The organism is Serratia grimesii, assembly GCF_900186025.1.
Classification (GTDB): domain Bacteria; phylum Pseudomonadota; class Gammaproteobacteria; order Enterobacterales; family Enterobacteriaceae; genus Serratia; species Serratia grimesii.
Window position 1 is genome coordinate 3,278,597 of the sequence record NZ_LT883155.1, and the last position, 14,958, is coordinate 3,293,554.

Here is a 14,958-nt window from a genome sequence, read left to right on the forward strand (position 1 = left end):
CGTTATCGGGTTATTCACGCTTGCTGATATAAAACCGCCGGGGTTAGGGATAACGCTCACACGGCAACAACAGCGCACTCACGTCGTTGTGTGGAACCTGCACCGGCAGCGCCAGCTCACACTGAGCCTTTCCACCCCAACGCACCTGCATCCTTTCGTTCGGGTTCATTCCCGTCAGATAAACACTGCCGCCGTCGTTGACGATTCCTACTTCCTGCTGCTTGCTGTTGAGCACCGTGGCGCCGAACGGTGGGCTGGAACCATCGGCCAGCCTGATCACCGCCATCGCTTTATCACCAGTGATCACAGCAAAGCGCCGGTAACCAATGGCCCCTTCGGTCAGGGTTGACTGCACAACCGATTGGGTCGCTTCGGCGTTGTCTGGCAAGGTGTTGAGATCAATACTCACCTGATTGCGGTAATAACTGCTGACGTCCGTCACGATGGCTTTGCCAAAAGCATTGGTCTTGACGATAGATCCGTAGCCACGGATCGGAATGGCCGCTACGCCGTCGGTATCCACCAGCATTCGCGCTGCGCCGTTCATGCCGCCACGGTGCAACGCCGCACCTTGCAGGGTGGCGGTTGCGCCACCGGCTAGCGAGACGCCCAACGAGGAGTAACGGCCTGCCAGATAGCTGGCATTGGCGTCGATCAGCGCCATATCCCCTTCGTGGCTGTAATAGCCGCTGGCCGTGCCGCCACTGCGTGCCACGCCGCTGCTCAGGCGGTAACTGTCGCCATTCTCCAGCCGATCGTAGTAGCCAAGGCGCTGGCTGTTGTCATAACGGCTGTAGCTGCTGTCATAGCTCAGCGTTCCACTACCGCCCCACGGCAGCGACAACGACAAATACATACCGTCGTCATTCGCGCCGTTGTATATATTCCGGTAGCCCGTCAGTGACAGATTCAGGTTGCGCAGACGGCCAAGGTCAAGGTTCTGCGCCAACGTCAGGGTATAGCTGTCGTTGGTTGGTTGATCCCAGTAGGTCTGATGGCTGTAATTGAGGTAAGCACTCAGCCCCAACTCACGGAATTGCTGGTTAAAACTCAGCGTATAACGCTCCTTGCTGCCGCCGTTGCGTCGCCCATCCAGGCGTGCATCCAGATATTCACTCATCGACAGGTAATCTCGCTCAGAGAAGCGGTAAGCGGCGAATTGCACCTGGCTGTCAGTCTCTTCAAAACGTTTCGCATAGCTCAACCGGTAGGAGCCACCGCTCAGTCGCCCCTGTTCCGGCAACGTCGCGCGTGCCTGAGTAGCGTCGAACGACAGCGCGCCAAACATCATCAGGTCACGCCCCATTCCCAATGACAGCGAGTTATAGTCACCACTGCCCACACCGCCGCCGTATAATGACCAACCGTTATTCACCCCCCAGGAAAACTCACCGGTGGCAAACAGCGGCCCATTAGTACGGTGCTGCCAATCTGACGGTCGTCCTGATGCCAGCTTATAGCGCACCTGCCCCGGCCGGGTTAGATAAGGGATAGTGGCGGTGTTCATTCGAACCTGTTGAACACTGCCGTCCTGTTCTTCCACACGCACGTCCAGCTCTCCAGAAACCGCGTCGTTGATGTCCTGAATGCGAAACGGTCCCGCCGCTACCTGTGTTTCATACAACACGCGCCCCTGTTGGCTGATCACCACCTTGGCGTTAGTACGGGCCACACCAACCACTTCCGGCGCATAACCACGCAAGTTTGGCGGCAACATGTTGTCATCGCTGGCAAGACTGGCGCCGGTAAAGCGCACACTGTCGAAAAGATCCGAATAAAGGTAGTTTTCCCCTACGGTCAACTTGGCCCCTAGCGGCGCAAGCGCACGGTAGGCGTAATAACGGCTCCAGTCCCAGCGAGACTGAGCGCGTTGGCCGCTGTCCTGACGGTCATAACGGGCCTGCCAATCGGCACGCAACCGCCAGGTGCTCAGGTTAGCTCCCAGCGTGCCGTTACCGCTCAGGTGGTAACCACGCCCCCCTTGCTGTTGTTGGGTTTGCGCATTGAGGTAATAGTCCATCAGCACGCCAGGAATACCGTTATCCCAACGGGACGGTGGATCCCAGTTTGCGGCGCTGTACTCCAGATAGGCCTGTGGCACGTTGATGGTCAAGCTGTTGCTGCCCAGATCAGCCTGAGCCGTCATCCCCGCCAGGCTGCCCGGCACCAGACACTGTTTCTGATGCCACCAGGCTAACGTGGCCTGCACCTTGGGCTTTAAGGCAAACTGCGCCACCATTGCCGGTGTAATACAGGCTTCACTGCCCTGCGAGTCATCACCCGACGTATAAAAACTCACGGGTTGGTCAGGAATATCTTGCTTATTAATCCGCAGTGTCATCACATAATCACCGGGCATAATGTAGCCACCGCGTGAAAATTGGTTTAAGTCGATATTTTCCCGGTCATTTACATCCAGCACATCAGTATTAAATTGCACTTCACCAGCCCAGGAACAATAATTTATGCCGCCTAACAAACAGGCAAGCCACATTCCAAAAATACGTGGGCGAAATGGCAATAACAGTAACGAAGGGTTATCCATAATCCTCAAGCCTTTATGCTTAACTGAATGCCGTCGTGGGCTTATTCGATGCGTAATAATAAATTCGCTGCCCCTCCCATCGATAATGTATAGGGAGAGATTTTCACATTAATACCGATATATCCGTTTCAGTAATAATCTAATTTAAATCGAACGGTGGAATAAAAGTCCCCCGCCCGCAATACTTGTTGGTTACCCACTAGTCGCAGTGAATAATTCAGCAGCATCTCGCCCGGCATAATATTTACTGCCGGTAAAGCCTCACCTGGGGTGGCGATATATCCGCGCTCATCGGTAATTTGCAAAGCGACACCGCGCGCAGCACCAGACACACCAAACCCACCGGTATCAGGACTACCGTCAAAGGTAATCTGAAAGCGCCGCCAATCCGGGAGTGCCGGGTTGATTCGGCCCAGTACACAATTCACCAGATGTATACGGAATGCCAGTGACTGCCCCCGCCCCTCACGTACAATCTGACCAAACGGGAGTGTCGCCATATCGATGGTCTGATAACGGCTGCCAGTATCAATAGCGCAGGCGGTTTCAATAATGGCGCCTTGCATATTAATCCGTCCCCAGCCGGACGGCATGGCCCCCATTGCAGGTTCTGCAAGGAATAAACTCAGCAATGCAAGCGCCGTCATAGCGCGAAAAAAAGGGAACATAGGCACTCCGACATCGGCAGCGGTGACAGAAATACATGCGGAAATCCGCATGTATTTTTTAAGCAAGGTGTTACTGATAAGCCAAGGTAAAGTTGACTACGCTTTTGAAATCACCCGGCACAACCGCTGCATCTTTGACGCCATCGCCTTTCAGGAACGCGGAGAAACTCATGGTATTATTGCCATCTTGCAACACCTGCTTTTTGCTTGGCGTATTCAGTTTCAATGGGGAACCATCGCCGTTGGTGAGTGCGATGCTGGCGCCTTTGGCCGCACCGGTCATACCCAACAGACCGTTTGCGCCCTCAATACCGGTAAAGGTGGTGGTGACGTTTTTAGCCGTACCCAACACACAACCTTCGAGCTTAACTTCAAAGCTTGCGGGTTTAGAGCTGCCACCATTAGCCAGCGCCACGTTAGAAACCTGACCCAAATCAACCGTCTGATTAATATCACTCAACGCAATAGAGCACGGTGCATCAATAATTGAGCCACTGAACGTAACCGTTCCGTGCCCCTGATCGCCAGCCGCATGCGCTACAGAAATGGCACCCAGAGACAAGATAGCTGACAACATAATTTTGTTTAATTGCATGATTGGTTTCCTTTAAGTCGTATTAGTTAATAAGTCACCTTGTTATATATCGGCATTACCCGACACACATATTAAGAGGGCAATTTACTCATCTAACTGCCCACTCCCTGGCAACGAGAAAAATGGTAACCCTTACGTCAATAAACAGCAAAATAATCAAATAATTATCACAATAACGATATTAAAAACTTTTTAAATGAGATAATTTATATTTTTATTCTGTTTTGGATAAAAAGAATACAAGTTACCTGGTGAATATAATTAATGAAAACAAATAAAATACATCTTGAAAAAATAAACTTGACCGGATTAGGAATAATCTTGTAAATTAATTTGACGCCAGCATAAAAAAACGCTCATCTGTGCATTACCGTTCACAAAATTATTGACAGCCATAAAAATGAAATATGTACTAAACCTGACAGTAGCATTTGACTTTGATAGTAGACGGTTATCTCTTCGCAATGATGACCGGATTTTTATTGATTTAACCAAACCGGCCACACGCTTATTAATTGAACTCATCAAAAACAACCGAACCAATACCTCCAGAGAAGACTTGCTGAACAACGTCTGGATTAATTATGGATTTTCCGCCTCAAATGCCAGCTTAAATAACTACATCAGTGAGTTAAGACGATCTTTTGCTACGTTGGAAATGAACAGGGACGTGATCATTACTATCCCTAAAGTTGGTTTCAGGCTGGATGCGGACATTCAGACCATTGCCAGATTTGGCTCTCCAGAAACCTGTAAGGAACAGGTACTGGATGATTTATCGGTAGCCACAGAGCAGCCGGACGATTCCACAACACAGGTAAAACGAGAAGGCTCTCCCGCACCGCCCATAGATATCGTACCTCCGCAAATCGAGGCTGGCAGTAACACTGCCGCGGTTGCGAAAACCACAAATTTAAAGGCCACAATAAAAATAAAACTGCTGTCATTGTGCCTGGCGCTGTTGGTTCTGTTCATCTACTTTATGGCAACAAAGCCAGACAATACCGTCCCGGTAGAGCAGCTCTTCCAAGAGGGGCAGTGCACGATATACTCACTTGGCCCAGATAAAGACACGCCAAATATGCTGAGCAGGATCAAACTGCACATCGCCAAAATGAACATAGATTGCCGCAGCGTAAAGCGCGATGTTTTCTATATTGAAGAGTTGCCTGAAAAAAACGTCAACAACACAATTTTTATTTCGGTTTGTGATAAATCAGAGGACAACCAGTACAGAACCTGTCGAAATAAATTTGAAGACACACGGAAAAATATAAAGTGAAAACAGTACATTGCGCACCAGCAATCATTATTGCTGTCATTTTAACAGCATCTGTAATTTTGATAATTTGCAACAACCGTCCGCAAGACATTGAAGAGTTTAACTGCCAGGCTCAACTGAGTCAGAGTGCCTATACCAATAACAACACAGGCGAAACCATACGCACGAATGCTTTCGTTACCGTTTTTTTGACAAAGAAAGACGGCGGTTTTTTTTCAATGGCAGGTACCATTGAAAATGGTGGTGTCATTCATGACCTGAGAAGAGTGGCTAACTTCTCTATTTCACAAGAGACTTTGCTCGGGATGAGAAAAATCATAATAAAAAGTGTGGACATTAGCCCCAGCGACAACACACCCGACAAAATTTGGAACGATTATGTTGTGCCTGAAAAGGCTGGAATACCGTTGTATGTAAAACTAAAAAAAATAAACAGCAACACTATCGTCATTAATTCTCTGTCGCTCCCTTACCTAATGTGCGTTATGCAGAAGAACTGAAGACAGTAATATCCCACGCATAGGCCCACGAATTCTGGTATTACCGCTGAAACCCCATGCCGATCCACGTCTCTCTACCCTTTTGGGGCAGAGAGACGTGTTTATTTAACACATGCCGATGGGTATATCCTGTAAAATGACGATTCGCTAAAAAACCAAAGCATGCTCAAATTCATTTATAAAATAGATAAAAAATATAAACCGAATAATAAAACAGTATAAAAAACCATATACTCATGCTAACGACAATTATTTTGCCATGAAAAACTCAAGAACATATTATAAACCTATTGATTTACGCTCATGACATAAACCATCACTGCCAGAAGATGGCACAGGCGCATAACAATGAAACGAAAAATAACTATCTTGTTCATGGATCAGAATCGTTACTTCACGGAAGGGTTGCGTCAGGGGCTCTCTCATTATTTCAACGACCAAAATATTAACGCTGTTTTTACCGAGAACACGGCATATAAAAATACCGCCGACGTCATATTTTTCGCCGTCGAATCACGTAATAATATGCAGCATCATTATTCATTAAAGTTAATACATCCATCAAGGCAATGCCTGCTCTTGATTACCGAACGCGACCAGATTTTGCCGCAGAACTCCCCTTTACTTAAGGCGTGTCGCCGTATTATCAGCCGGGAAAGCAACATTGATAATGTCATACGGCAAGTAGAACGCTCACTCGCCCTACAAGAAATTCCTGGAGAGACGGATGCCGATAAACACACTGCGCTGTCGTGCAGAGAGTTCGATATTATGCTTCACCTGTCGTTTGGCAACAGTAACTCTGCCATCGGTCGTCATTTGAATATCAGCGAGAAAACTGTCAGTAACCATAAACGGTCCGCGATGCGCAAACTGAATCTACATCGAGATTTTGAGCTTAATTATTGGCTATTACATGGCGGCCTTTACAGCGTCAATAGAGGACAACAGCGTTAGACTCATAACCCCTCCCTCGTGACCACGCTACACGGGCTGCCACCTGCCCCGGCTAACTCGCGCGTAGTTTGCCCCTACAATAAAATTTCACTTCACATATTGATAATGATTATCATTCGCAATATTATAACTCCGTTGGCCCCGGCAGTGGCCGACAATCATCTCTACATTACAGGCAGTCGTACGGCAGGCCGCCTTCGGGCGGCCTTATTCGGAGGCATATGATCGAACACAGTGATCGGCAAGAATATAACGTCACCCCCGCGAGAGTGGCATTCATCCATAACAACACGGAGAACGCTGTATGAGTCAACAGCCACTGACCGCTATGCTGATGCTGGTTTATGTGCTGCTGATGGTGCCTGCACTCTTCGCAATCGACAACCGCCTGAGCACGACCCGCTGGGGCCAGGGTCGCCTCATGCGCAAGACGGTACAAACAGGGTTCGTTATCGCTCTGACGCTGCTGTTTTTCGGCCTCATGACGTTATTGTATTGATGCAGACTAACTTACTGCCACTGGCAGCGCCCCCTCTTCCTTCACCACCGTCGTTTTGCTACTCAAGGCAAAGGCTGAGATCAGGGTAAACAGCAATGCGATGCAGCCGAGGATCAGATACGAGGTTTTAAACCCGTAATTGACGTACATCAGGCCCGCCGCATAAGACATGCCAATGGCCGAAAGCTGCTTGAAGAAGCAGAACCCCCACAGATAAATCGATGCCGAGAGGTTAACGTTAAACTGTGTCGTGATGTATTTGAAAATACCCACCAGCAGGAAAGGGACCTCAAACATATGCAGGGTTTTGAGGAAAATCACCGCCGTCACTGAGTCCGCCTGGGACGAACCAATAATCCGTACAGACATTATCAGCCCGGCTATCAGCAACGCGTTCTTTCCGCCAATGCGGTTGATGATCAAGGGTGCAAAAAACATGATAAAGGCATTAAGAAACTCGCCTAGCGTCGTCACATAGCCAAACGCCTGCGTCCCCGCGTGGCGATCGCTGAAAAACGACGTGAAGAAGTTGGCGAACTGCTGATCGAACACGTCGTACACGCAGGCCACCCCGACGATATACATCACCAGGCACCAAAATTTACGCATTTTCAGCAGGCTCAGCGCCGCTTTTAATTTGATGGGTTTGTGGTTCAACGCTAAGCCATCCGCGACCGCCAGCGTGTTGTTTTGCTCAGGTTTAAACAAATAAAGCAGACCGGCCAACACCAGCGCAAAGCTCGACGCCAGCCAAAACGCAAACTGGTTGTTAATCGTGAACATATAACCGACGATCGATGCGCAAATCGCCCAGCCGATACAACCAAATAAGCGCGCGCGGCCATACTCAAATTGGCTGCGTCGGCTCACCTTCTCAATATAGGCTTCTATCGCCGGCGATCCCCCACTGCACACCAGCCCCAGGTAAATACCGCATAACAACGCACCCAGCACAAAGTTGGTTTGCAGCAGCGGCGAGAAGACATAGATAAACAAAGGCGCCAGAAACAGCAGCAGAAAGATGATCATCCACAACAGATGCTTTTTCAGGCCAAATTTGTCGGTGACAAAACCAAAGATAGGCTGGAATACCAAGGCAAACAGCGCCATACAGGCGAACACTAATCCAGTTTGCTGTTGATCGAGCTGGTTGACGTCATGCAACCAAATCGGAAAGAACGGCAGCACCGCACCCATGATAAAGAAATAGAAAAAACAGAAAGCACCGAAGATCCAAAAGTTCTTGTTCTTTAAATAAAACATGGCTCACCATCCCATTTATGACGGCGCAGGAAACCCTGCGCCTTGTGCGTTTTGAGGAGGTAATACAGTTAGTTCAACGATCAGTGGTAAGCAGGCAGCCAATTACCGTGGGCTTCAATCAACTCGTCACAAAGTTTACGAATATCATCAATCGACAATTCAGCAGACGTATGCGGATCCAATAGTGCTGCATGGTAAATCGCGTCACGTTTATGGGTTACTGCGGCTTCGATAGTCAGCAGTTGGGTGTTGATATTGGTGCGGTTGAGCGCCGCCAGTTGCTCCGGTAAATGCCCCACGTAACATGGCGAGATGCCCTGCCCATCCACCAGACAGGGCACTTCGACACAGGCCTCTGCCGGTAAATTGGTAATTAAACCCGTATTAAGCACATTGCCGCCAATCTTGTAGGGACGATCGGTTTCCATCGCTTCAATGATGTAAGACGCATACTCATGCGTACGGGTGTGTGTCAGGTTGGCGTCATTGGTCAGCGCCAGTTTACGTTGCTGCCATTGTTCAATCTGTTCAATACAGCGGCGCGGGTACTCGTCCAGCGGAATGTTAAAGCGCTCAATCAGTTCCGGATAGTTACGTTTAATCCAATAAGGCATGTACTCCGCGTTGTGCTCAGAAGATTCGGTGACGTAGTAGCCGAAGGTTTTCATGATTTCATGGCGCACCATATCATCGTGCTTGCCTTGCAAGGCATTGGCGCGGCGTTTGATCTCTGGGTACAGATCCTCGCCATGGCGACGAACATCCAGCAACCAGGCCATATGGTTAATGCCTGCGATGTGGAACTGCACATCATCGGTCGGCATATCCACGCTTTTCAGCAGCGTTTCTGCGCAGACCTGCACGCTGTGACACAACCCCACCGTTTTCACCCCCGTATGACGCAGCATTGCACCAGTTAAAGATGCCATCGGGTTGGTATAGTTCAACAGCCAAGCATCTGGGCAAACCGCTTCAATATCCCGGGCGAAATCAAACATCACCGGAATGGTGCGCAGTGCACGGAAGATGCCGCCTATCCCCAGGGTATCGGCAATGGTTTGCTGCAAGCCGTACTTTCTGGCAATGGTAAAGTCGGTGATAGTACAAGGATCATAACCCCCGACCTGGATAGCATTCACCACATAGTTGGCATTTTTCAATGCCGTACGGCGATTTTCCACCCCAAGATAAGGGGTGATCTTCGCCCTGCCGCCATTTATATTGCGGTTGATATTGTTCAACATGGCGCAAGATTCGTTAAGGCGCGCACTGTCAATGTCATATAGCGCGATATCCACTTCTTTCAATGCCGGCGTCGCCATGATGTCGCCGAGTACGTTCTTGGCAAAAATGGTGCTGCCCGCGCCCATAAAAGTCACTTTAATCATCGTATTTCTCCGCTGCACGTGTTTTCGATAGGCTGAAATTACCCTGCAACGCCTGAATGAGATATGGATGAATGTGACCGTGTTATGGCGAAAAATGACGCACCGCAAAAACTGTGAGCTAAGTCGGGATTTGATGGTAACCCAGCCGCGACACTGCCATTACACTGCTACAGTGAATGTAAAAACAGGGACAGTATCTGATGCATAAGAGCTTTACGCTGAACCAGACCGACAATATTGAGCTGAACCTGTACCAATATGGCGAGGAGAACTGTGATAAAGGACATCGCTTTGGCCCCGCCGTACGCCAGCACTATTTATTTCATTATGTGATAAGCGGTACCGGCGTCCTGCATAGCGAGTACGGTTCATTTCCCGTTGTTGCCGGAGAGGGTTTTTTGATTCACCCACACGACGTAACCACCTACTGCGCTGACAAAAAAGATCCCTGGCATTACATGTGGCTGGAAGTCGACGGGCTCATTGCCGGTAAGATTTTCGAAGAATGCCGTCTAAGCCGTCAATTCCCGATTTATCGGCCCAGCGAAACTGGCGATGATGCCCAGGCACTTCACCATCTACGGCAGATCGTGGCCCATGGCGATGAACACCGGCTGAAAGTCCTCGGACTGAGCTATCTGTTTTTTTCTGCGCTGATCGCCAATTCGGTACAAAGCAGCACCGACTACCCCAGTGACAAAACACTGCATCTTCACAAGGCCGTTAAACACATAGAAAACCGATACCATGAACACCTCACCATTGCGCGTCTGGCAGACTACTGCAATATCAACCGCAGCTATCTGTGCAGGCTGTTCAAAGGCGCATACGGCATTGGGCCGAAGGAATACTTACTTAATTTCCGCATGAATATCGCCGCCAGCCTGCTGCGTAATAGCCAGACGGCAATCAAAGTGGTAGGGATTTCTGTCGGTTATGAAAACCAACTGCACTTTTCCAAAGCCTTCAAACAGGTCCACGGCCAATCGCCGGCGAAATGGCGGCAAGAAAACGCTCAGGAACCACGATCCAGCACGTGACGATCAAACATCGTTACTGCCTGCCACAGCGCTTTCCTCAACAGCATGCGATTTTACGCGCGGGTACTTCCACAACCAGCGACCACTGACCATACGCCAATAGAACAAGGCACCGCGTACCGCCCAATCCATAAACATCCCCAACCAGACACCAACGACGCCCATTCCCAGCATAATGCCCAGCGTATAACCGGCTACCACACGGCAGCCCCACATGCCCAGCATCGACACCCACATGGCAAAACGCGCGTCGCGCGCGCCTTTCAAACCGGCAGGCAGCACCCAGGATGCAGCCCAGATCGGCATAAAGGCGGCATTAAGCCAAATCAGGACCTTCACCACCTCTTTCACGTCGTCTTGTTGGGTATAGAATGCGGCGAACACGCCGGCCAATGGCGCCGTCCCCCAGGCGATCACTGTAAGTCCAATCGTCGCTAGCCAGAAGATATGCCGCAGTTGCCGTTCTGCCTGGGCTATCTGCCCTTTCCCCAGACGTTTTCCCACAATAATGGTCGATGCCGACCCCAAGGCATTGCCCGGTAGGTTAATCAATGACGCGATAGAGAAAGCAATAAAATTGCCGGCGATAACATTGGTGCCCATACCGGCGACAAACATTTGTGTCAGTAACTTGCCACCGTTAAACAACACCGACTCGATGCTGGCGGGAATACCGATCCCCAACACTTCCCAGAGGATATTGAGTTTTAATGGGGTAAAGTAACTTTTCAGTGTGATGTGCAGCGCCGGGTTAAAACCGATCATGAGGACATAAATAATCGCAATAGCACCGATATAGCGCGAAATGGTCAGCCCCAGCCCGGCGCCGACGAAACCCAGGCCGTGCCAGCCCAACATGCCATAAATCAGGATGCTACTGATGATGATATTCAGGATATTCATGCCGCCGTTAATCAGCAGCGGGATTTTGGTATTCCCGGCGCCACGCAGCGCGCCGCTGCCAATCAGTGCAATGGCAGCAGCCGGGTAACTCCATACCGTAGTTTGGAGATAGGACAGTGCCAGCGCCTTTACCTCTGGCGTGGCAGCACCGGCGATCACATCAATAATTTGTTCGCCCGCCAGGTGAATACCCGCGGCCAACACCAAGGCAACCAGGGTCATCAACACCAAAGATTGACGTGCCGCCGCGCGTGCTCTTTTACGATCCCGCTTGCCCAGGCTGAAAGCCACCACCACCGTAGTCCCCAAGTCCACGGCGGCAAAGAACGAGATAATCACCATGTTGAAGCTGTCAGCCAACCCCACCCCGGCCATTGCTTCCTTGCCGATCCAGCTCACCAGAAAGGTACTTAAGACCCCCATCAGCAGGACACAGGCGTTCTCCATAAAGATCGGCACCGCCAGCGGCGTGATCTCACGCCAAAACAGCACGCGGTAGCTTTTCCGTTTGGCGTACCAGGGGGTATTTTCTACGCGCTGACGCAGGGCGGCATATGGGTTCAAGATCGGCTCATGAGATAAAAGTGAAACAACATTTCAAATAATGAGCGACAGATGCTTATCCTGCAAAGAATATTTTGAAAATGCGCCGAGAATTGGGGATTGCCAGGTGCGCAGCGTGCCGCACCGGCATTAATCATGCACTCACTACTCCATATAGTCTTCCTGATCGGACTTTGCTGCGGCAATAAAGTTCGCGGTGCGATTTTCCATCGAAGCGCATTTATCCGACAGCAACTGGCGGTCCTCCAGCACAGCCAGATAACGTGCCTGGGCCAATGCCGGCAATTTCTGATAGCCCGCGGCATGGGTATCCCAACCGCGATGCTCCGCTACCCGCATCGCGGTACGTTGTAATTTAACATCATCAGGAATGTCCGAACGGTGGCAGTTTTGTCGCAGGAAATGGCTACCAGCCAACATAGTGGAAAGATGATCCAATTGCGCTTGCAGCGGTGGAGCCGGTTTATGCTCCTTTTGCTGGCAACCCGCGATAAGTAACAATGCCGCAGCGCCAACAATGGAAGTGCGTAACAGTACAAACATAGTGATTACCCGCAAAAATAGTGATGGTTAAAATGATATTAGGTGAGCCATAAAATACTGCAAGGCGATGTACGGGCATTATTTCTGAGGGCGATGGGGAGAAAAGGCACAGTACATAACGAGCCGAATGCTGGTTGAAAACACAGTATTTACCGTGCAATGATAACGAAACACCTAAGGAGATTGGATGAAAACCGTCGAAATTCTTTTGTATAGCCTACAGCCCAATACTGGCGTGGCATTTCATCAAATTATGCATGAGATAAGTGTGCCATTGCACCTGGACTGCGGCATGGATGTCGTTCGCTACGGTCAATCCCTGCATGATCCGGACAACTATTATTTAATCCGGGCCTACGATAGCGCAGAACATCTCGAAGCTTCCCAAAATGCCTTCTATAGCAGCCATGCCTGGCGTGCAGGCCCACGGGAATCCATCATTGCGCTCATCGCCACCAGCATAAAATCCGTCATTACACTGGATAACGTCGCACTTGGGGCATTAAGGCAAGCTGACTTATGAACAACGCCAATGCGATGCGTTATTTTTTGGCTATTTGCTTACTCATTGCGACAATTAATCACCTTATTGCCGGCGTGAAGTTTGGTTTTCTCTGGGATTATGGTTACGGCGAGCAGGCATTCTTCGTCAGCCGTCTATTTTGGGGCAGTCTGACTTTCCTTGATCCGCTGGCGGCCTATCTTCTTTTTGCCAAACCCAAGGCCGGTATTGCCAGTACGTTAGCCATCATTACCCTTGATGTCCTGCACAATGGCTATTACGTTTACCTTAATCACCAATGGCTCGAACCTTTCTTTATCTTCCAATGTGCATTTCTGGTTATCAGCTATCTCTTTGCCGTCAGAATAAAAAGAATGGGTTTTGTTCAGGCAAGACAGTAAAGGGTGAAGCCGTAGGCAGCAGAAGTGATTTTTGATCGCGATGGGGCATGTGAGGCGTGGATCACAGACAAAATCGTCTGTAAGTGATTGAATAATGGCGGAGAGAGGGGGATTTGAACCCCCGGTAGAGTTGCCCCTACTCCAGTTTTCGAGACTGGTCCGTTCAGCCGCTCCGGCATCTCTCCTTCAAGTGCTTGCTATCATGCCCCTTTTTGCGGCATTTTTACAGAGTTAGCCTCCAGCCGAATGTGCAAGTGACGACTTTACGAGCAACGCGATGATTAAATGGCCGTGGAAAACGCATCAACCGCAGGCGGAAACGCTTGCCCAGTGGCAAGACGCGCTGGCAATTCCCCTGCTCTCTCCGCTGGACGAGCGGGAACAACAACGGCTGGTTGCCGTTGCCGGGCAGATTTTGCAGCAAAAACGCATTGTCCCCTTACAAGGGCTGGTGCTGACGTCGCAAATGCAGGCGCGCATTGCCCTGCTATTCGCCTTGCCGGTAATGGAGTTGGGCGCCGAATGCCTCGACGGTTTCAATGAGATCTTGCTCTATCCGACCCCTTTTGTAGTGGAGGATGAATGGCAGGATGATTTTGGGCTGGTGCATTCCGGGCCAGTAGTACAATCTGGCCAAAGCTGGGAACAAGGGCCTATTGTGCTCAACTGGCAGGACGTACAAGACTCTTTTGATCTCTCCGGTTTTAACCTAGTGATCCACGAAGCAGTGCACAAGCTGGATATGCGCAACGGCGGCAGCGCGACAGGCATCCCACCTATTCCGCTACGCGATATTGCCGCCTGGGAGCATGACCTGCACGCCGCGATGGAAAACCTACAGGACGAGATCGACATGGTCGGTGAAGATGCCGCCAGCATGGATGCCTACGCCGCGACCGATCCCGCCGAGTGCTTTGCCGTGCTGTCAGAGTATTTTTTCAGCGCCCCCGAACTGCTGGCCAACCGTTTTCCGGCGCTGTACCAGCATTTCTGCCGTTTCTATAAACAGGATACGCTCGCACGTTTGCAACGCTGGCAAGCTGACGGCGGCGCAGAACTGCTGTAACCACGCCCGCATTGCTCAGATGCTGAGCAGTCGCACCGAATCGGCGAATTTAGCGTTGACACACTCTGGGTGGCTGGATATGATGCGCCCCGTTCAGACAATTCCTCTGTAGTTCAGTCGGTAGAACGGCGGACTGTTAATCCGTATGTCACTGGTTCGAGTCCAGTCAGAGGAGCCATATTAGAGACGCCCGCTTAAGGAAACTTAAGCGGGCGTTTTGCTATTGCGCCGTTTCACACTTC

At 50.2% G+C, this 14,958-nt stretch carries 15 protein-coding genes and 2 tRNA genes; 9 read left to right on the forward strand and 8 right to left on the reverse strand.

What is annotated here, in order from left to right:
• Positions 1 to 43: 43 nt before the first annotated feature.
• The 3 genes from SGBXF1_RS15505 to SGBXF1_RS15515 form a co-directional block, all read right to left on the reverse strand.
• On the reverse strand, positions 44 to 2,545 hold the full coding sequence (locus SGBXF1_RS15505) for an outer membrane usher protein (protein WP_186427120.1): 2,502 nt from the start codon (positions 2,543 to 2,545) through the stop codon (positions 44 to 46).
• A gap of 128 nt (positions 2,546 to 2,673) precedes the next feature.
• Positions 2,674 to 3,213, reverse strand: a complete 540-nt coding sequence (locus SGBXF1_RS15510; RefSeq protein ID WP_186427121.1) for a fimbrial protein — start codon at positions 3,211 to 3,213, stop codon at positions 2,674 to 2,676.
• Positions 3,214 to 3,283: 70 nt separating this feature from the next.
• Positions 3,284 to 3,808 carry a fimbrial protein gene (locus SGBXF1_RS15515; protein WP_037417161.1) on the reverse strand — a complete coding sequence of 175 codons (525 nt, stop codon included), beginning with the start codon at positions 3,806 to 3,808 and terminating at the stop codon, positions 3,284 to 3,286.
• Positions 3,809 to 4,208: 400 nt separating this feature from the next.
• Here SGBXF1_RS15515 and SGBXF1_RS15520 point away from each other — a divergent pair, with 400 nt between their 5' ends.
• From SGBXF1_RS15520 to SGBXF1_RS15535, 4 genes are all read left to right on the forward strand, one after another.
• Positions 4,209 to 5,090 (forward strand): transcriptional regulator, encoded by an 882-nt coding sequence (locus SGBXF1_RS15520; protein ID WP_186427122.1) that lies wholly within the window; start codon positions 4,209 to 4,211, stop codon positions 5,088 to 5,090.
• Positions 5,087 to 5,590, forward strand: coding sequence for a FidL-like protein (locus SGBXF1_RS15525; RefSeq protein ID WP_186427123.1), 504 nt, complete (start codon positions 5,087 to 5,089; stop codon positions 5,588 to 5,590). The genes SGBXF1_RS15520 and SGBXF1_RS15525 overlap by 4 nt, the downstream gene beginning before the upstream one ends.
• A gap of 348 nt (positions 5,591 to 5,938) precedes the next feature.
• Positions 5,939 to 6,547: a helix-turn-helix transcriptional regulator gene (locus tag SGBXF1_RS15530; protein WP_037417157.1), complete on the forward strand. Its 609-nt coding sequence runs from the start codon at positions 5,939 to 5,941 to the stop codon at positions 6,545 to 6,547.
• A gap of 304 nt (positions 6,548 to 6,851) precedes the next feature.
• Positions 6,852 to 7,046 carry a hypothetical protein gene (locus SGBXF1_RS15535; protein WP_037417155.1) on the forward strand — a complete coding sequence of 65 codons (195 nt, stop codon included), beginning with the start codon at positions 6,852 to 6,854 and terminating at the stop codon, positions 7,044 to 7,046.
• 6 nt (positions 7,047 to 7,052) lie between these two features.
• On the opposite strand, the gene SGBXF1_RS15540 is transcribed toward SGBXF1_RS15535, so the two are convergent.
• Together SGBXF1_RS15540 and melA are read right to left on the reverse strand one after the other, a co-directional pair.
• Positions 7,053 to 8,309 carry an MFS transporter gene (locus SGBXF1_RS15540; RefSeq protein WP_037417153.1) on the reverse strand — a complete coding sequence of 419 codons (1,257 nt, stop codon included), beginning with the start codon at positions 8,307 to 8,309 and terminating at the stop codon, positions 7,053 to 7,055.
• Between the two features lie 80 nt (positions 8,310 to 8,389).
• Positions 8,390 to 9,697, reverse strand: a complete 1,308-nt coding sequence (gene melA / locus SGBXF1_RS15545) for an alpha-glucosidase/alpha-galactosidase (RefSeq protein WP_037417150.1) — start codon at positions 9,695 to 9,697, stop codon at positions 8,390 to 8,392.
• Between the two features lie 200 nt (positions 9,698 to 9,897).
• Here melA and SGBXF1_RS15550 point away from each other — a divergent pair, with 200 nt between their 5' ends.
• Entirely contained in the window at positions 9,898 to 10,737 is an 840-nt protein-coding gene (locus tag SGBXF1_RS15550) for an AraC family transcriptional regulator (protein ID WP_037417147.1), read from the forward strand.
• A gap of 3 nt (positions 10,738 to 10,740) precedes the next feature.
• On the opposite strand, the gene SGBXF1_RS15555 is transcribed toward SGBXF1_RS15550, so the two are convergent.
• Together SGBXF1_RS15555 and gspS are read right to left on the reverse strand one after the other, a co-directional pair.
• Complete coding sequence (locus SGBXF1_RS15555) at positions 10,741 to 12,204, reverse strand: EmmdR/YeeO family multidrug/toxin efflux MATE transporter (protein WP_061806610.1); 1,464 nt, start codon at positions 12,202 to 12,204, stop codon at positions 10,741 to 10,743.
• Between the two features lie 144 nt (positions 12,205 to 12,348).
• Positions 12,349 to 12,747 carry a type II secretion system pilot lipoprotein GspS gene (gene gspS / locus SGBXF1_RS15560; RefSeq protein ID WP_037417141.1) on the reverse strand — a complete coding sequence of 133 codons (399 nt, stop codon included), beginning with the start codon at positions 12,745 to 12,747 and terminating at the stop codon, positions 12,349 to 12,351.
• A 187-nt stretch (positions 12,748 to 12,934) separates the two neighbouring features.
• Between gspS and SGBXF1_RS15565 the strand changes: the two genes are divergently transcribed.
• Positions 12,935 to 13,270, forward strand: a complete 336-nt coding sequence (locus SGBXF1_RS15565) for an NIPSNAP family protein (RefSeq protein WP_061806611.1) — start codon at positions 12,935 to 12,937, stop codon at positions 13,268 to 13,270.
• Entirely contained in the window at positions 13,267 to 13,650 is a 384-nt protein-coding gene (locus tag SGBXF1_RS15570; RefSeq protein WP_061806612.1) for a hypothetical protein, read from the forward strand. The genes SGBXF1_RS15565 and SGBXF1_RS15570 overlap by 4 nt, the downstream gene beginning before the upstream one ends.
• Before the next feature lie 95 nt (positions 13,651 to 13,745).
• Here the strand turns inward: SGBXF1_RS15570 and SGBXF1_RS15575 are convergent.
• Positions 13,746 to 13,835, reverse strand: a tRNA-Ser gene (locus SGBXF1_RS15575).
• A gap of 92 nt (positions 13,836 to 13,927) precedes the next feature.
• On the opposite strand from SGBXF1_RS15575, the gene mtfA reads away from it, so the two are divergent.
• Both mtfA and SGBXF1_RS15585 read left to right on the forward strand, forming a co-directional pair.
• Positions 13,928 to 14,716, forward strand: coding sequence for a DgsA anti-repressor MtfA (gene mtfA, locus SGBXF1_RS15580; RefSeq protein WP_061806613.1), 789 nt, complete (start codon positions 13,928 to 13,930; stop codon positions 14,714 to 14,716).
• A 102-nt stretch (positions 14,717 to 14,818) separates the two neighbouring features.
• Positions 14,819 to 14,894 (forward strand) — tRNA-Asn (locus SGBXF1_RS15585).
• Positions 14,895 to 14,958 lie beyond the last annotated feature (64 nt).